The sequence below is a fragment of the Lacisediminihabitans sp. genome (assembly GCF_043726815.1).
Taxonomy (GTDB): Bacteria; Actinomycetota; Actinomycetes; order Actinomycetales; family Microbacteriaceae; genus Lacisediminihabitans.
In genome coordinates this window covers 1-16,846 of sequence record NZ_JAYSJZ010000019.1, presented here as the reverse complement: position 1 = coordinate 16,846, position 16,846 = coordinate 1, and the positions used below count along the sequence as shown (strand labels likewise).

General features: G+C 67.5%; 13 protein-coding genes and 1 pseudogene. 10 read left to right on the top strand and 4 right to left on the bottom strand.

What is annotated here, in order from left to right; all coding sequences use genetic code 11:
* Positions 1 to 348: 348 nt before the first annotated feature.
* Positions 349 to 1,104 (bottom strand): lysophospholipid acyltransferase family protein, encoded by a 756-nt coding sequence (locus tag ACHZD8_RS01915; protein WP_394768421.1) that lies wholly within the window; start codon positions 1,102 to 1,104, stop codon positions 349 to 351.
* A 365-nt stretch (positions 1,105 to 1,469) separates the two neighbouring features.
* Between ACHZD8_RS01915 and ACHZD8_RS01910 the strand changes: the two genes are divergently transcribed.
* From ACHZD8_RS01910 to ACHZD8_RS01880, 7 genes are all read left to right on the top strand, one after another.
* The gene (locus ACHZD8_RS01910; protein ID WP_394768420.1) at positions 1,470 to 3,005 is read left to right on the top strand and encodes a sugar transferase; all 1,536 of its coding nucleotides are present in this window, start codon (positions 1,470 to 1,472) and stop codon (positions 3,003 to 3,005) included.
* Positions 3,005 to 3,649 carry an acyltransferase gene (locus ACHZD8_RS01905; RefSeq protein WP_394768419.1) on the top strand — a complete coding sequence of 215 codons (645 nt, stop codon included), beginning with the start codon at positions 3,005 to 3,007 and terminating at the stop codon, positions 3,647 to 3,649. Before ACHZD8_RS01910 ends, ACHZD8_RS01905 begins: the two co-directional genes overlap by 1 nt.
* Complete coding sequence (locus tag ACHZD8_RS01900) at positions 3,646 to 4,341, top strand: hypothetical protein (protein WP_394768418.1); 696 nt, start codon at positions 3,646 to 3,648, stop codon at positions 4,339 to 4,341. Before ACHZD8_RS01905 ends, ACHZD8_RS01900 begins: the two co-directional genes overlap by 4 nt.
* A gap of 126 nt (positions 4,342 to 4,467) precedes the next feature.
* Entirely contained in the window at positions 4,468 to 5,619 is a 1,152-nt protein-coding gene (locus ACHZD8_RS01895; RefSeq protein ID WP_394768440.1) for an MFS transporter, read from the top strand.
* Positions 5,616 to 6,635 carry a TolB family protein gene (locus ACHZD8_RS01890; RefSeq protein ID WP_394768417.1) on the top strand — a complete coding sequence of 340 codons (1,020 nt, stop codon included), beginning with the start codon at positions 5,616 to 5,618 and terminating at the stop codon, positions 6,633 to 6,635. The genes ACHZD8_RS01895 and ACHZD8_RS01890 overlap by 4 nt, the downstream gene beginning before the upstream one ends.
* Positions 6,632 to 9,223: a WecB/TagA/CpsF family glycosyltransferase gene (locus tag ACHZD8_RS01885; RefSeq protein ID WP_394768416.1), complete on the top strand. Its 2,592-nt coding sequence runs from the start codon at positions 6,632 to 6,634 to the stop codon at positions 9,221 to 9,223. The genes ACHZD8_RS01890 and ACHZD8_RS01885 overlap by 4 nt, the downstream gene beginning before the upstream one ends.
* A 196-nt stretch (positions 9,224 to 9,419) precedes the next feature.
* A complete protein-coding gene (locus ACHZD8_RS01880; RefSeq protein ID WP_394768415.1) occupies positions 9,420 to 11,279 on the top strand; it encodes a DUF4082 domain-containing protein in 1,860 nt (619 codons plus the stop codon).
* Here the strand turns inward: ACHZD8_RS01880 and ACHZD8_RS01875 are convergent.
* A complete protein-coding gene (locus tag ACHZD8_RS01875) occupies positions 11,250 to 11,975 on the bottom strand; it encodes a hypothetical protein (RefSeq protein ID WP_394768414.1) in 726 nt (241 codons plus the stop codon). The genes ACHZD8_RS01880 and ACHZD8_RS01875 overlap by 30 nt on opposite strands.
* A 181-nt stretch (positions 11,976 to 12,156) precedes the next feature.
* On the opposite strand from ACHZD8_RS01875, the gene ACHZD8_RS01870 reads away from it, so the two are divergent.
* Genes ACHZD8_RS01870 through ACHZD8_RS01860 form a run of 3 tightly spaced genes read left to right on the top strand, consistent with a single transcriptional unit; the run spans position 12,157 to position 15,302 of the window.
* Complete coding sequence (locus ACHZD8_RS01870; RefSeq protein WP_394768413.1) at positions 12,157 to 13,059, top strand: glycosyltransferase; 903 nt, start codon at positions 12,157 to 12,159, stop codon at positions 13,057 to 13,059.
* A gap of 39 nt (positions 13,060 to 13,098) precedes the next feature.
* On the top strand, positions 13,099 to 13,908 hold the full coding sequence (locus tag ACHZD8_RS01865; RefSeq protein ID WP_394768412.1) for a hypothetical protein: 810 nt from the start codon (positions 13,099 to 13,101) through the stop codon (positions 13,906 to 13,908).
* A gap of 2 nt (positions 13,909 to 13,910) precedes the next feature.
* The gene (locus tag ACHZD8_RS01860) at positions 13,911 to 15,302 is read left to right on the top strand and encodes an O-antigen ligase family protein (protein WP_394768411.1); all 1,392 of its coding nucleotides are present in this window, start codon (positions 13,911 to 13,913) and stop codon (positions 15,300 to 15,302) included.
* Here ACHZD8_RS01860 and ACHZD8_RS01855 read toward each other — a convergent pair.
* Both ACHZD8_RS01855 and ACHZD8_RS01850 read right to left on the bottom strand, forming a co-directional pair.
* Positions 15,262 to 16,404, bottom strand: coding sequence for a glycosyltransferase (locus ACHZD8_RS01855; protein ID WP_394768410.1), 1,143 nt, complete (start codon positions 16,402 to 16,404; stop codon positions 15,262 to 15,264). The genes ACHZD8_RS01860 and ACHZD8_RS01855 overlap by 41 nt on opposite strands.
* Positions 16,401 to 16,846, bottom strand: a pseudogene (locus ACHZD8_RS01850) (group 1 glycosyl transferase); the annotation flags it as partial. The pseudogene ACHZD8_RS01850 and the gene ACHZD8_RS01855, both read right to left, overlap by 4 nt.

Here is a 16,846-nt window from a genome sequence, read left to right as displayed (position 1 = left end):
TCGTCCCGGCCGGCCTGTCCCCGCCCCCGTGCGGCACTCCTTGCCCTTGGCGCAGGTTGTGCCGGACGGCTCCGGCGTCCACGGGCGCCCACCCGCAGGCTCCAGTTGTGCAGGACGGGTTGTGCAGGACGGTTCGGGCGGAACCGACGGGAGCGTCCTGCAGACCGGATCCGTCCGGGTGCCACACCCCTGCCGTGTCCTGCACAAGGTGTCCTGCAAAACTGGAGTCTGCGGGGCAGGCAACTAAGACTCCGGGGCCGTCCTGCAGATCACGACCCGACCGACGCGGGCAACGGGGCAGCATCAGCGTCGAAAAGGATGACCAACCAACCTGTCTGGTCAGCACCCCTAGGTGCGCTCCCGGCGGAAGAACCGCCTCACGCGCTCGGTGACGTTCGCCGGGGGCGGCTCGTTGTAGACACCGGCAAGCGGCTGGCCGCTCATCGCGTGGATGGCGCCCATGATCTCGTCCGTCGCCGCACGCCGGGCGCGGCCGGACTCGGCCGAACCGTGGCGGCTCACGTCGATGGGGAGCCCGAACTCCACGGTCACTCGAGCGAAGCGCGGGAGCTTCGAACCCACCGGCTGCAGGTTCTCAGTGCCGGTGAGGGCGACCGGCACCACGGGAGCGCCCGAGGTGAGCGCAAGCCAGGCCACACCGGTTCGCCCCTTGTACAGTCGCCCATCGAGGGATCGCGTGCCCTCCGGGTAGATCGAGAAGGCCTCCCCGCGGTTCAGCACCTCGAGTCCGCTGTCGAGCGCGAGCTGGGCGGCGGAACCGGCACCTCGCTCGACCGGTATCGCGCCGACTCCGGTGAAGAAGGCGCGAGAGAGCCAGCCGCGCACGCCCGTTCCCGTGAAGTAGCTCGACTTCGCCAGGAAGGAGACCGATCGGGGGGCGACGAGGGTGATCACCACGCTGTCGATGAAGGACAGGTGGTTGCTCGCGAGGATCACCGGGCCGGTCGCGGGCACATTCGGCCGCCCGATGATTTTCGGCCGGAAGAGCAGCCGGGCCAGCGGCGCGAGGAAGATCCTCGACAGTCGTTTCAGCACTGCGGCCTCCCGAATAGATTGCTCGCTCCACCATACGGAGCCGGTCATGCCCCGAGCCGCATATTCGATTCAATGGCGGCACCGTGTTGGCTATGATTCGAGTCGTTTTTGTGGGTGCGAAGCGGGGGTGCCAAGGGGGCACGCGGGCCCCAAAATGGGGGCCATCACAATGGTGACGGAAGCGCTACTCTAGGTCGAATCGAGTGATTACTGATCGTTCGTTCCGGCTTACCCCGTCGGAGCGTCGTGAGAGACATCTCGCGTGAGCAGTGGTCATCCGATTTCCCTGTAAACCCGAACTACAGGAATGATTCAATGACCCGAACATTGACGACCCATTCAAGCCGTTTTCCGCGCCCTCGTGCTGGACTTCGCCTACCTTCGCGCCGCAAGGTGTCACCGGTGGGTGAATCATGAGCGAGCTCGGCAACGTCCTTCCTGCTCGTGACATTACCCAGTCGGCGTATCGCGAGCGGTATCGACACGCCGACGCCTCGCAATCGTCGTCGGCGGCCATCGCCGGCACGGGAGTGTCCTGGGCCCGGCGCTTCCGCCGGAGACTCCTCGTCTCCGACACCATCGTGATCATCGTCGCGGTCGCGAGTTCGCTCGTCGCGCGGTTCGCCCTGGCCGCCGGCCCCGCCGGCGGATTCGGCATCTCGGTCGAATACGCCGGGCTGGCCGCCGTGATCGCCGGCGCCTGGATGGTGATGCTCGCGGCCTACCACTCTCGAGACGCCCGCGTCATCGGAGTCGGGTTCGCCGAATACAAGAGCGTGGTGAACGCGAGCTCGCTCACGTTCGGGCTGCTGGCGATCGGATTCCTCGTGTTCCAGGTACCAATCGCCCGTGGCTTCTTCATCGTGGCCCTCCCGGCCGGTCTCGGCGGGCTCCTGCTCGAGCGCTGGCTCTGGCGGCGCTGGCTCAACCACAACCGCGGTGAGGGCCACTACCTGTCGCGCGCCATCGTCGTGGGCGAGGCATCGGACGTCAGCTACGTCGTGCGGCAGATCGACAAGAAGTCCGGCGCCGCCTACAACGTCGTGGGCGTGGCTCTGCCGTCGAACGAGCGGCTCCCGATGCAGTTCGCCAAGCACTCGGTGCCGGTGGTCTCCGACCTCGAGAGCGTCGGGGCCGCGGTGCGCAACATGGGCGCGGATGCCGTCATCGTCGCCGGCGAACCCGCCGGTCGGGGTCACTTCATCCGTGACCTGGGCTGGGAACTCGAGGGCACCGGAGCGGAGCTCGTCGTCGCCTCCAGCCTCACCAACGTGGCCGGCCCGCGCATCCACTTCCGCCCGGTCGAGGGCCTGCCGCTCATGCACGTGGAGCTGCCGCAGTTCGAGGGCGGGAAGCACCTGCTCAAGCGGATATTCGATGTGACGATGTCGGGCCTCGCCCTGATCGTGCTCTTCCCCGTCTTCGCCATCATCGCCCTCGCCATTCGGCGCGACAGCGACGGCCCGGTGCTCTTCCGACAGGAACGGGTCGGCCGCAACGGCAAGACATTCAAGATGCTCAAGTTCCGTTCGATGGTGCAGACCGCCGAGGCGGACCTCGCCCTGCTGCTCGACAAGAACGAGGGATCCGGGCCACTGTTCAAGCTCAAGAACGATCCCCGCGTGACAAAGGTGGGCCAGATCCTGCGCCGGTTCTCCCTCGACGAATTGCCCCAGTTCTGGAATGTGTTCACTGGCGAGATGAGCCTCGTCGGCCCCCGGCCGCCGCTTCAGACCGAGGTGGAGGACTACGAGCGGCACGTTCACCGCCGCCTCTACATCAAGCCGGGGCTGACGGGCATGTGGCAGGTCAACGGTCGCTCGGACCTGAGCTGGGAGGAGAGCGTTCGCCTCGACCTGTACTACGTGGAGAACTGGTCGCTCACCGGCGACCTGATCATTCTGTGGCGCACCCTTCGAGTGTTCGCCCGCCCGGTTGGGGCGTACTGATGATCGACCAGGCGCACGCGGACACGGCGCGGGGAGCATCGCGACCCGAGGAGGTGCCGGCGCAGATCGCCGCCTCCGCCGACATCGACCCGCGTTGCCGGATCGGCGCGGGGAGCCTCGTCTGGCACCTCGCGCAGGTGCGCGAGTTCGCGCAGATCGGCTCGGGGACCATCATCGGTCGCGGCGTCTACATCGGTCCGGGAGTCATCGTCGGGCGCAACTGCAAGATCCAGAACTACGCGCTCGTCTACGAACCGGCGTTGCTCGAGAACGGCGTGTTTGTGGGGCCGGGAGTGGTGTTCACCAACGACGTGTTCCCGCGCGCGATCAATGTCGATGGGAGCCGCAAGTCCAACGACGACTGGGAGGCCGTGGGAGTCACCGTCCGCACCGGGGCCTCCATCGGGGCGAGGGCGGTCTGCGTCGCCCCCCTCACCATCGGGCGCTGGTCGCTCATTGCCGCCGGCGCCGTCGTCACCAAGGACGTGCAGGACTACGCGCTCGTCGCGGGAGTGCCGGCGAAGAGGATCGGCTGGGTCGGCCGGGCCGGAGCGGCGCTGCGGGACGAGGGCGACGGAGTCTTCGTCTGCCCCGTCACCGGAGAGAAGTACCTGGAATCGGGCGGAGCACTGGGGTTGGCATGACGAGTCCTGACAAGTCGCGGATAGCACGCCGTGCGATCATCGGCGGGCTGGGCACCGCCGCGGTCATCGTTATCGTGACCCTCGTCTTCACGTCTCTGAACTCGGCTCCGGCGACGCCGTCCGCCCAGACGGCGCCGGGCGTGGTGTCGACACCGAACGCGCGCGCGACCGGTCCGGCAGATCCCACCGTCTCGCCGGCACCGAAGACCAACCCGACCGCCGCGCCCGCTCCGGGACCGAGCCCCACGGCGACGGCTCCGCGCACATCCACGGAGGTGCAAAAGGGAACCACGGCCGGAGCGGCGTTGCCACCCGTGGCTCCCCTGCCCGCGCTTTTCACCGGGCCGATGCCGAAGTCCGCGTCCGCGGTCGGCAAGCTCGTCGACGGCTTCCCCGCGGTGATCCCGGTGGCCGAGGGATCCAAGATCGCCGACTCCTCGGTCTCGTCGAGCGCCAACATGCTTCAGGCGACCCTCGTGGCCAAGACGTCGCTGTCGCCCAAGGCGCTGATCGCCTTCTACCAGTCCGAGTTCGCGAAGCTGAGCCTTCCGGGGTCACCCCTGCCCGCCGTCGGCGGGTCGACGGCGTTCGACTTCGCCCGCGACGGAAATTCGATCACCCTGACGGTGAAGCCGTCGGGTTCGGGGGGCTCCACCTACACAGTGCTCGGTGTGCTGCGCGCGTCGTCGTAGTCGATAGTTCGGGGGAATCAGTTCGTGTACATATCGTTGAGCGACCGGGGCGGTCGCAGGGATGCCCCACGAGCTGCCATCACGTCGAGGGTGTCCGGCGTGGTGATCACGCTCGGCGTCGTGAGCATGCTCACGGATGTCTCCTCCGAGTCCGTTGCCGCGATCCTCCCCCTCTATGTCACGGGGGCGATGGGCCTCACGACGATCGCCTACGGATTCATCGACGGCCTCTACCAGGGGGTCAGTGCCTTCGTGCGAATCGGCGGGGGTTGGGTGTCCGATCGCGCCGACCGCCCGAAGTGGATCGCGTTCTTCGGATACGGCGTCTCCGCGCTCGCCAAGGTCTGGCTGCTCTTCGCGACCGGCTTCGCCGCGCTGGCCGCGGTGATCACTGTCGATCGACTGGGCAAGGGAGTGCGCACCGGTCCCCGGGACGCGATCATCACCGCGTCCTCCGCACCCGAGAACCTCGGGCGGTCATTCGGCGTGCACCGCATGCTCGACACGATCGGCGCCGCCGTCGGTCCTCTCCTCGCCTTCCTCGTGCTCTTTTTCATCCCCAACGGCTACAGCACGGTCTTCGTGGTGTCCCTCGCCTTCGCGTTCGTCGGGGTGGCGATCCTGGGGCTGCTCGTGCCCGGCAGAAGGCCCGTCGTCGGCTCTTCCGCCGAGGCGAAACGACGGCAGCCGTTCCGCTGGCGCCGGTTGAACGAGCCGCGCCTGCGTCGACTGATGCTCGCGGCCGGAGTCCTGGGCCTGCTCACCGTGGGTGATGGTTTCGTCTACCTCTCGCTCCAGTCGCGCAGCCAGTTCGCCGCGCAGTGGTTTCCCCTGCTCTACGTCGGCACGAACATCGCGTTCTTCCTGTTCGCCGTGCCGCTAGGTCGGCTCGCCGACAGGATCGGCCGCGCTCGCGTCTTCGTCTTCGGGCACGTCGCCCTCCTCGCCGCCTACGCGTGTACGGCCCTCCCCTTCGGCGGCGCTGTCGTGACCGCGGCCTGCCTGCTCCTTCTCGGATGCTTCTACGCATCGACGGACGGGGTGCTCGCCGCCCTCGCCGGACAGTTCTCGCCGGAGGGCACGACGGCGAGCGGAATCTCGGCCGCGCAGACCGTCGTCGCGGTGTCCCGGCTGCTGGCCTCGACCGGGTTCGGTGTGCTCTGGTTCTCGCTGGGTCGCGTCAACGCCATGGTCATCGTGGCTGCCGCCCTCGCCGTGGCGATTCCCGCCGTCTTCCTGCTGCTTCGGCCGCTCCTCCCCGTCGCGAGGACGACGTGAACCGGGCGCGGCTCATCATCGCCGCGGCAATCACCGTGATCCTCCTCGGCGGCGCGATCATCTACGCGGCTGTCGCATTCACCAACTATGAGCGCCGCCAGGCGACTCCGACCGCACCGCAGGCCGCGGCACGATCGAGCGTGGCCTTCGACGGGTCCCCCAGAATCGTCTTTCGGAACACGACGCCCGACTCCGGGTACGGTCTCGTCGCCAGCGTTGCCCTGTCGGCCCCCTCGGGCGCACGCTCCGTCACCTCGGTTCCCTGCGATCGTGTCTACGCCACGACGAAGCACTCCATGTGCCTGCGCATCGACCGCGGCGTCGTCACCACCTTTTCGGCCAACCTGCTGGATTCGGCGGGCAAGACCGTGCACTCGTGGCCCCTGCCCGGCATCCCGAGCAGGACCCGGATCTCCCCGGACTCGAAACTCGTCGGATTCACCGCCTTCGTCACCGGCGCGGCCTACGGTTCCGTGGGATTCTCCACCGAGACCCAAATCGCGAGCACCGCCGGCCACGACTTCGGCAACCTGGAGGACTTCGCCCTCATCGTGGATGGCGCACGCAACACGGCCACCGACCGCAACTTCTGGGGCGTGACCTTCACCTCCAACGACAACGAGTTCTATGCGACGGCAGCCTCGGCCGGGCACACCTGGCTCGTGCGAGGAGATCTCGCGGCACGCACGCTCACGGCGATCAGGGAGTCGGCTGAATGCCCATCGGTCTCGCCGGACGGACGCCGTGTCGCGTACAAGAAGAACGTCTCCACGACGGCATCCGCGTACTGGTCGATCGCCGTGCTCGACCTGGCGACGGGCCGGGAGACCGTGTTGCCCGAGAAGCAGAACGTGGATGACCAGGTGGAGTGGCTCGACGACTCCACGATCCTCTACGGCCTCGCCAGACCGAACGCCGAGGGGGACAGCGACGTCTGGTCGATCGACGCCGACGGCGCCACTGCCCCGATGCGGATCCTCCAACACGCCTGGTCGCCATCGGTGGTGCGGCCATGACACCGACACGGATCTTCGTCGGCGGGTGCCCGGTCGACCTTCGTGAACTGGACGAGGTCATCGAGACGATCCGGGACCGCACAGGTTCACCCGGACATCCCCCGCTCGCGGTCGCCTCGGTCAACCTCGACCACGTGCATCACTTCGGCTCCGGATCGCGGTGGTTCGGATCGCTCGATGGCGCGGGCGAGCCCGGATCGATCGAGTGGCTCAACCTGATCGACGGCGCGCCCATCGCGAGCCAGGCGGGGCGTGAGACGGGGAGGGCGTGGCCCCGCCTCGCCGGGAGCGACCTCATCGGCCCGATTCTGGCGGCCGCCGAACGGGACGGGGCGAGCGTCGGGTTCCTGGGCGGCGACACCGCGACCCACGAGCTCCTGCGCTCCCGGCTCGCGCACGACCATCCCGCCCTGCGGCTGTCCGGCTTCTGGGCGCCGTCTCGAGACGAGCTCGGCGATCGGGAGCGATCGGCCACGATCGCCCGCGACATCGCGAGCACGGACACAGACATCCTGGTGGTCGGACTGGGCAAGCCGCGTCAGGAGCTGTGGATCACCGAGCACGGCGTGGCCACCGGCGCCCGCGTTCTGCTCGCCTTCGGAGCGGTCGTCGACTTCCTCGCCGACCGCATCGACCGTGCGCCGGGCTGGGTGGCCGCCGTCGGCATGGAGTGGGCCTGGCGGCTGGCACACGAGCCGAAGCGGCTCGCGCGCCGCTACCTGGTCGACGGACCGCCCGCGTATGCCGCCGTGCGCCACCGGGGCGCTCCCGTCACCTCCGACCGGCCCGTCCCGGTGTCGCCGCTCGAGCCTTCGCGGCATCACGGATTCGCGCCGGCCGACGGACATGCCGACGTTGCCGTCGTCGTCGTCACCTTCAACAGCGCCGACCATCTCGACGAGCTGCTGCGCAGCCTGCGGGCCGAGAGCGGAGGCCTGCGGCTGCGCGTCATCGTCGCCGACAACGGATCGACGGATGCCACCCTCGCCCGGCTGCACGATGAGCCGGGCGTGATCGCCGTGGAGTCCGGCGGCAACGTCGGCTACGCGGCGGGCATCAACACGGCCCTTCGCCTGGTGGGCGACGCAGACGCCGTGCTCGTGCTCAACCCGGATCTCGTCGTCGAGCGCGGAGCACTGCGCAGGCTGCACGAACGAATGGTCGTCTCGGGAGCCGGCGTCGTGGTCCCGCAGATCCTCGACGCCCACGGCGAGATCTACCCGTCGATTCGGCGGGAACCGACGATCACCCGCGCGGTCGGAGACGCGCTCCTCGGCAGTCCGAGCGCCGGTCGCCCGGCCTGGTCGAGCGAGATCGACGTCGACCAGGAGAGCTACCGGCACGCGCATCGCATCGACTGGGCCACCGGTGCCGCCCTGCTCATCCATCGGGACGTGGTGAAGTCGATCGGCGACTGGGACACGAGGTTCTTCCTCTATTCGGAGGAGACCGATTTCTTCCGTCGAGTGAGGGACGCGGGCTTCACGGCGTGGTACGAACCCGACGCCCGGGTGCGGCACGACCAGGGCGGGTCAGGTTCGTCGACCGAGCTCCTGAGCCTCATGGCAGTAAACCGGATCCGTTACATGCGCAAGCATCATCCGGCCGGATACTCGTCTGCGTTCCATGCCGCCGTTCTGCTGCACGAGGCGCTGCGGAGCTACGATCCCGCCCACCGCGCGACCCTGCGAGTGCTTCTCGAGCAGCGGTCGTGGCGACGCCTGCCGAAGGCGAGCCGATGGCCGGTGGCGCCCGCGGCCGATCGACCGGTCGCCTCCGTGATTGTCCCGGCGCACAATGAGCAGGCGGTGATCGCTCGCACCCTCAGCTCGATCGCCCCCCTGGCGGAGTCCGGTCGCGCCGAGGTGATCGTGGTCTGCAACGGTTGCACGGATGCCACGGCCGAGATCGCGAGAGGCTTCGCCGGGGTACGCGTGATCGAGCTTGCGGCTCCCTCGAAGACCGCCGCGCTCAACGCCGGGGACGAGGCGGCCAGATTCTGGCCGCGGTTGTACCTCGACGCGGACATCGACGTCCACCCTGGAGCGATCCTCGCCGTCGCCGCCCAGCTCGCGCGAGACGGTTGCCTCGCCGCCCGGCCCGCTTTCCGCTATGACACCGTCGGATCCACGGCCCTCGTGCGGGCCTACTATCGGGCGCGGTCGCGCCTGGCGTCGACGAACGCGGCCCTCTGGGGCGCCGGCGCCTATGCCCTGAACGAGCGTGGACACGAGAGGTTCACCCGCTTCCCGGAACTCACCGCCGACGACCTCTTCGTCGACCAGACGTTCACGTCGAGGGAAAAGCGGGTCGTCGAGACGGAGCCCGTGCGGGTGCGGACACCACGCACGCCGACCGCCCTCCTCACCGTGCTCACGAGACAGAGCCGCGGAAATTCCGAGGCGAAATCCGCGGCCGTGGCCTCCTCGAGCACCAGGTCCACCATGCGTGAACTGGCGGCCACTGTCCGTGGGCCGCTGACGGCGTTCGATGCGGCCGTCTACGCGATATTCACCGTGTTGGGGCGCCGCGCCGCCGGGTCCGCAGGTCCCTCTTCGAGGTGGGAGACAGACTCGTCCACCCGCTGAAAGACCGAAAAACCGAGGAATTTACGGGAAGCTTTTGTCCCTCGAACGGGGGACAACGCGTAGACGCCCCCGGGAGGGGATGCTACCCTTGCGCTGAAACTGCGCCTGAACGGGACTGACGCTAGGGACGATAATCATGAAACATTTGGCAGCGACGCAGCATGCCCACCGCAAGAACCGGACCTCTTTTCGAGGTTTGCTCTCCATCGTAGCAGGTGTCGGCATCGTCGCCGTTCTGCTCGGCGGGGCACACTTCTCATCCTCGGCCTCGGCCGCAGACATGGGCGTTTTTTATCCTGACGCCGTTCCGCGCGTCGTCACCGACCCCGACCGCGTGTCGGTCGAACTCGGTGTGAAATTCTCGAGCAGCGCCGACGGCACCGTGTCGGGAGTGCGGTTCTACAAGGGCTCGAAGAACATCGGCACCCACGTGGGCACCCTGTGGAGCAGCTCCGGCGGCATTCTGGCCCGGGTCACTTTCACCGGCGAGTCGAAGTCCGGCTGGCAGTCGGCGACGTTCGCCAAGCCGGTGACGATCACGAAGGGCAAGACCTACATCGCGTCGTACGTCTCCCCCGTCGGCGGCTATTCGGCCGACGAGCACGGGTTTGACAGCTCGGTGACCAAGGGCGCCCTCACGGTACCCAGGGGCGGCGGCGTCTACCAGTACGGCCAGGGGTTCCCCAAGTACAACTACCTCAACTCAAACTACTACGTGGACGTGATGTTCACCCAGAAGGGCACCCCGGTGCCCACGCCGAGCACCGGGCCGACGGTGACCCCGACGCCCACGCCGACGGTGACCCCCACGCCGACTCCCACGCCGACGCCGACGCCGACCCCCACGGTGACGCCACCGCCGGCCGGACAACCGGGAGCCTCATTGAGCCTGCCGCGAATTCCGTGGGAGGGCGGACCCGCGTACTGGAACAACTTCAGCGCGACAAAGGCCGCGGGCTGGACCGACCCGAGCTTCTTCCCGATCACCGTCTGGTACAACGGCATCTCGAGCAACTCCGAGGCCCTGTACGACAAGTCGGTGGGAATCAACACCTACATCGGCATGTCTGACACCACCCCGTACAGCCTGTTCAAGGACAACGGTGTGTACTGGATCGGTGACAAGCTGAACAGCTCGTTCACCAGTGCCAGCACCAACTGGGTGGGCAACTTCCTCGATGATGAGGTCGACGGCCGCTACACCCCGGTGGAGGGGCGGGCCCACCTGCAGTCCCTCAAGGATGCGGTTGCGGGCAACGGCAGGTTCGACTACGCCAACTTCACACAGATCGTGATCAGCGGCGACGGAAACCAGTCGGACGCCGAGGCCTACGTGAACAACTACACCGATGCGGTGTCGGTTGACATGTACTGGTACACCATCCCGTTCTGCGACTGGACTCCGTACCAGGGTGGCAACTACATTCAGCCGGTCAACAAGGCCAATTGCCGCACGTCTTCCTCGTACGGCAAGACGGTGGACATGCTGCGCCAGCGCGACGCGAAGGACGGCAAGCTCCAGCCCATCTGGAACTTCGTCGAGGACCTGAACGGCGGTCCGGGAGCAAGCGCCCCCGCCGTCTACATCAGCCCTGGCCAGCTCAAGGGCGCGGTCATGAACTCGGTGATCAATGAGGCACGAGGCATCATCTACTTCAACCAGAGCCTGTCCGGTTCCTGCCAGGGCGGGAGCATCATCCGCCAGTCGCAGGTGACGCCGAACTTCTGTGGGGCCGCGCAGGTCAACGCGGCGAAGGATGTCGACGGTTTGATTCACCAGCTCGCCCCGGTGATCAACACGCAGTCCTACCAGTACAGCTTCGGCACGGGTCTCGACACCATGCTTAAGACGTACAACGGATCGGCCTACGTGTTCGCGATGGTTGATGGCGCATCCACGCCGGGCAGCCGCACCTTCACGCTGCCGGCCGGTGTCAACGGAACGTCGGTCGAGGTGGTCGGAGAGAACCGCACGCTGAGCGTCGGAGCGAACCGCACCTTCACGGACAGCTTCGCTAGCGAGTACTCATACCACGTCTACCGGATCACGCTGTAGGGAACGGTCGGTCTCGTCACGGCGAGACCGACCGGCGCCCCCGGCGGAACCAGACCCGGTGGTGGGTACCGCGTTGAGCCTGAGCAGCACTCGGTCGAAGAGCACGCTGGCGGCGACGCCCAGGGCCGCGCCCAGGGCCGCGATGGCGATGTCGGCGCGCACCCGGCTGCCCTGCACGTGGCTGATCACCGGGGACGCCGGCAGCTCGAAGGTCTCGATGCGGTTCTTGGGGGCCACCCCCGCCGAATCCTGCTGTTGGACGACAAGCGCGGTGATGCGATCGGTCAGCTCCCGCACGACGGTATCGACTCGCTCCGGAGTGGAATCGACCACCTCGACCGAGATCACCTGCCGATTGAAGTTGTTGCCCCACTGGGTGCCGGAGTTGAGCAGGGTGACCTCGTGCCCGCGGCGGATTCCTTCGCCGTAGAGCGTTCCACCCGGGAGGGGCGCCGACACCCCGTTGCGGTTGCCGTTGAACTCCCGCTCGATCACCGCCGCGAACTGGACCACGCCATCCGTGTGATCCTGCAGGAGGTTGAAATTGCTCGGCGGAAGAAAGACGACGTCCACCTGGGTCCAGTAGAGCCCGCTCACCCGAGGCGTGAGGCTGATCATGGTGACCGTGATGAGGGCGAACAGCACGAGAACGTACCATCGCCGAAGCAACACTCGGAACAACTGGCCGGCGGTCATCGCCACCCCTCCTCTGCCGTCACCTCAGCACACATGATACCGGCGAAATCCTCGCGAAAACCGCTGACCAGAACCCCCGAGACGGGTTATTTTCCCGTGGCGCTGGGCCGACGACACGCCGCCCGCCATAATGGAAACGAGCCACGAGCACGTGCCGCCACGAGGGAGCGAGAGAGACGGAATGCGCAAGGGCATCGACCACGTCATTCTCACCCGATTCAATCTCCCCTCCGTGGGCGTCGAGAGTCTCGTGCGTGCCCAGGAGGGATGGCTTCGCACCCGCGTCGCGCTCTTCGAGAAGTACTGCGTGCCCTCCGTTCTCGGCCAGACGAGCAGCAACTTCCGATGGTTGATCTATCTCGACCCGGAGAGCCCGGAATGGCTGCGCGGCCTCGTCGCAGACTACGAGAGGGCCGGCACCTTCGTGCCGATCTACCGGGAGTCCGTGAGCCCCAGCGAGCTGCTCGACGACATCCGAGCGCTCACCGGGGCCGGCGGCTCAACGCTCATCACGTCCAACCTCGACAATGACGACGCGCTGGCCGTGGACTTCGTGCAACGCCTTCAGGACACCGCGCCGGCAGTTCCCCGTGCGGCCCTCTACTTCAGCCACGGCCTGATCAAGAGCCCAGCCGGGCTGTATTTCCGCACCGATCGTCACAACGCCTTCTGTTCGGTTCGCGAGACCTGGGAGGCACCGGACACCTGCTGGGTCGACTGGCACGACCGGCTCCCCAGGCGAATGCCCGTGCAGCTCATCGGCGGAGAGCCCGGCTGGCTTCAGGTCGTGCACGGCACGAACGTGAGCAACCGAGTGCGCGGCTCTCTCACCTCTCCCGACCGCTATCGCACCCTGTTCCCCACTCTCCTCGACGATGTGCCGCCGCCACGAGCCGCAGACATCACCCGGGACCGGCTGGTCGCTGCGCCCCTCAGGGTCACGCGCGAATCCGCCCGATCGCTCGTCAAGCATGTCGCCATCGCGTTGCTGGGCAAGAGTGGATTCGACTCCGCCAAGGGCGCGCTCGCACGGGCGCGCCGCTCGGCGGCACGCGATCAACCCAGTTCCACGTCGGGGCGATAGGCTCCCGCGACGGAATCCCTCTCAAAGGAAGGTCCATCCATGTACTTGCGCGACCTGGTGCGAAGTCTCGGCCGCCGATGGTACTTCGTGCTGCTCGGTCTCGCCCTGACTGCCGGGCTGTGTGTGGCCGCGCTCCGGGTCGTTCCCGTCTCCTACAACTCCGAGGCGAGCATCGTCCTGCTGCCCCCGAAGACCTCGACCGAGCCGAACGGCAATCCCTTCCTCTATCTCGGCGGCCTGAGCCAGGCCGTCGATGTGCTGACCCGCACCATCAGCTCCGATGAGACAGCCAAGCCGCTGCTGAAGGCCAACCCCGGCGCCAAGTTCACCATTGCCGCCGACGTGACCACTACCGGTCCCATCATCCTGATCACCTCGAATGCCCCCACCGCGGCCGGAGCCCAGGCCATGACGTCGTCGGTACTGGAGGCCGTGCCCACCGCTCTCGACAGCATCCAGTCGGAGCTCGCGGTGAAGCCGCAGTCGAAGATCAGCGTCATGACCATCGCCGTGGATGCCAAGGGCAAGCTGGACGCAAAGACTCGCACCCAGGCCGTGATCGGAATCGGTGCCGTCGGGATCGTGTTGACGATATTGCTCACCGGACTCGTCGACGGCTTGATGCGTTCCCGCCGACGCCGCAATACTCCCCCGTCCGACGATTCAGGAGACTCGCTGTTGGACTCGGCAGCCAGCGACCCGGACGCCGACGAGAACCGGGCGGAACACCCGACAGTGGTCCACGCGCGTTCGACCAGGGAGTCCGGCCCGCCCGCGCCCGCGGAGCAGGCCTCTTCGCCGAAATCACGACGGGTTCGCTCGAGGTCATCCTCTTCAGGGCGAGACTAGGGATGGCACGCGGTCGACCGAGGGGCAGGCGCGAGAGCGACGGCCAGTTCGCGGTCGCCGGCGCGCGTCGCGTGCGCTTCGACGCGGTGTCGGTGCTCACCGTCTACGTCGTGCTGCTCTACGTGGTGCCGTCGGACAGGACCATCGCGGCCCTCGGCGGAGCCGGTTCACCGGCGGCCCTCTTCGGCGTGGTGGCGGGGGTCGTGTGGGTGCTCTACCAGGTGTCACGCACCGAATCATCAGTCGACACCGGCTGGGGTCCCCTCCGCCTCGCCCTCTTCCTCTTCCTGGCCGCCGCGGTCGTGAGCTACATCCTCGCCATGCTGAGCCCCCATCCGGGAGTCGAGATCAGCGCGGCCGATCAGGGGCTCATTCGCCTCATCTCCTTCGCCGGGGTTGTGCTGATCGCAAGCGACGGAATTCGCGACGCCGACCGGCTGTATGTTCTCCTGCGCCGGATCTCGTTCATGGGGGCACTCTTTGCGGCCTTCGGACTCGTGCAGTTCATCACGAAGCAGTCGTTCGTCGACTCGATAGTGCTTCCGGGCTTCGTCGCAAGCCAGGACTTCTCCGCCGTGCAGGACCGGAGCGGATTCGCCCGCGCCGCCGCGACTGCCACGAATCCCCTCGAATACGCCTACGTGCTCTCCATGATCCTGCCGATCGCGCTGACCCTCGCCCTCCAGGACACCGCTCGCCCCCGGTTGAGGCGCTGGGTGCCGGCGGCGCTGATCATCACCGCGCTCGCCCTGTCCGGATCCCGCTCCGGCATCGTGGGCCTGTTCGTGACGATCGTGCTGCTCTTCCCGACCTGGTCACGCCAGATCCGGGCGCGCGCGTTCGTTATCACCGTGCTCGGGGCGGCCGCGATCTACCTCCTGGTGCCGGGCATGATCGGCACACTGAGGGGACTGTTCTCGAGCTTCGGCCAGGATCCAAGCGCCTCCTCGCGCACGAACAGCTATCAGGTGGCAGGCACCTTCATCGGTCGAAACCCGATCTTCGGTCGAGGGTTTGGCACTTTCCTGCCGCAATACCGGATTCTCGACAACCAGATACTTCTCACCACGATCGAAATCGGGCTTGTCGGCCTCGCCGCCCTGCTCGGTCTGCTCCTCACCGGCGTCGTTCTCGTCCTGAGGGCGCGACGACGATACCCCGATTCGCTCTTCCAGAAGATGGGCCCCGCGCTGGCAACCTCCGTCGCTATCGGCACCCTGATCATGGCCTTCTTCGACGTCTTCTCATTTCGGATGTCGGTGGGCACGCTGTTTCTCATCGTCGGCCTCTGCGGCGCATACTGGCGGCTCGCTCCGCGCCGATCACGCCGGGACAGGGTGCGGCGGGCGCCCATCAGCGCAGCGGGCGAGCCTGCCGCGCCTCCCGCACAATAGCGAGCAACTGGTCGGCTCGCGTGCGCCAACTGTGAGTTCGGGCAAAGGCAATTCGTCTCAGCCTCTCCTCGCCATCGAACGGTCGAGACAAGACCGCTCGCACCCGTCTGGCGAAGTCCTCCGGATCGGTTCCCACCTCGATCAGGTCGGTGTTCAGCCAGCGAACCGCCGGCAGGTCCGTCGACACGACGGGCAGTCCGTTCGCGAGGTATTCGAGGATCTTCAGCGGAAAGCTCGCGCGATTGAACTCGGTGTCGGAGTACGGCGTGAGACCGACGCCCATGCGCGAGAGCTGCCGGGGCAGCTCGCCCGCCGGAACCTCGCCCTGCCAGGTCACCCCGTCGGCCGCGAGAATCCGGTCGAGCGATTCTCTCGTCTCGGGTTGGCGATCGGTGCGCGGCCCGATCACGACGAGTCGCGTGCCTCCGGCGCGAACGGCCTCCAGCACCGCCGGGTCCAGCCGCTCGTTGAGCTGACCGACGAGACCGGCCACATCGTCCGGCGGCGCGGACGGTGCCGCGTCCGACTCCACGGGATCGCAGCCGTTGGCGAGCACCTGTACCGCCGCTCCGAAACGAAGCTCCAGTTGGGCGGCAAGGTCCGGAGAGACCGCCGCCACGACATCCGCCTCGCGCACGTTGTGCTCGAGACCGGCCGCGAGATGCGCGACGGGCAGCCCCATCATTTCGGCCCCGGCGATCCAGTCGTCTGTCACGTACAGCACCCGCACCCCAGCCACCCCGCGCGGGAACGATTCCCTCGGGGAGGCGACGACCACCGCCAGCACCGAGGCGCCGGAGGAGCGGAGGGCGGAGCGGATGCTGCGTTCCAGAAGCAGTCGGGTCACGACCCGCATGCCCGGTCTCGACGCTCCGGGCAGCACGAGGGTCTGCAGCCGGGATACCCCGGGTGCCACCGGCGAGCGCCCGGCGCGGTTCGCCTCCCTGCCTCCGCCGCGTCGCCGCGTCGCGAGCGAGAATGGCGGGTCTACCCACAGCACGGGGACGCGTTCTCCGATCGCCGTGACGAGCCGTCGATCGGTTCCAGCCACGCCATCCCACCTCGTTCCGGCGAGATAGACGATCGCGCTCGGGGAGGTCATGGCCGCACCACGGGTGCGGTCGGAACCGGAACGGCCGCCGTGCGCACGGGCCGAGCGTTGAAGTCATCCGAGCGCTCGGAGCCGAGGGCGCGTCGCACTCGCTTGGCCACGTAATACCGGCCGTATCGCACGAAAGCCGCCATGTCGCCGGGCAAGGAACGGAATCCTCCCGGCCGCGTGGCGAGGGCGCCCAGGTAGCTTTCGATCTGGATGTCTGCCGCCCGTTCGAGGGAAAACCGCTCCTCCACGGTGCGACGACCGAACGCACCCAACTCGCGTCGACCACGTCCGTCGCGCAGCAGCGGCACCAGTATGCCAGCGAGCGTCGAGGCGCCGGAATCGGGCGACGATCCGACGCCGTACCAGCCGGTCCAGAGGAACTGATGCAGATTGTCGGGGGTGAGCAGGCTCCAGAACCCACCCTCGCCCTGCACGATGAGGG

Coding starts and splice junctions, on each gene's coding strand:
- ACHZD8_RS01915 (WP_394768421.1), bottom strand. CDS start 1,104: ATGACCGGCTCCGTATGGTGGAGCGAGCAATCTATTCGGGAGGCCGCA.
- ACHZD8_RS01910 (WP_394768420.1), top strand. CDS start 1,470: ATGAGCGAGCTCGGCAACGTCCTTCCTGCTCGTGACATTACCCAGTCG.
- ACHZD8_RS01905 (WP_394768419.1), top strand. CDS start 3,005: ATGATCGACCAGGCGCACGCGGACACGGCGCGGGGAGCATCGCGACCC.
- ACHZD8_RS01900 (WP_394768418.1), top strand. CDS start 3,646: ATGACGAGTCCTGACAAGTCGCGGATAGCACGCCGTGCGATCATCGGC.
- ACHZD8_RS01895 (WP_394768440.1), top strand. CDS start 4,468: ATGCTCACGGATGTCTCCTCCGAGTCCGTTGCCGCGATCCTCCCCCTC.
- ACHZD8_RS01885 (WP_394768416.1), top strand. CDS start 6,632: ATGACACCGACACGGATCTTCGTCGGCGGGTGCCCGGTCGACCTTCGT.
- ACHZD8_RS01875 (WP_394768414.1), bottom strand. CDS start 11,975: ATGACCGCCGGCCAGTTGTTCCGAGTGTTGCTTCGGCGATGGTACGTT.
- ACHZD8_RS01870 (WP_394768413.1), top strand. CDS start 12,157: ATGCGCAAGGGCATCGACCACGTCATTCTCACCCGATTCAATCTCCCC.
- ACHZD8_RS01865 (WP_394768412.1), top strand. CDS start 13,099: ATGTACTTGCGCGACCTGGTGCGAAGTCTCGGCCGCCGATGGTACTTC.
- ACHZD8_RS01860 (WP_394768411.1), top strand. CDS start 13,911: ATGGCACGCGGTCGACCGAGGGGCAGGCGCGAGAGCGACGGCCAGTTC.
- ACHZD8_RS01855 (WP_394768410.1), bottom strand. CDS start 16,404: ATGACCTCCCCGAGCGCGATCGTCTATCTCGCCGGAACGAGGTGGGAT.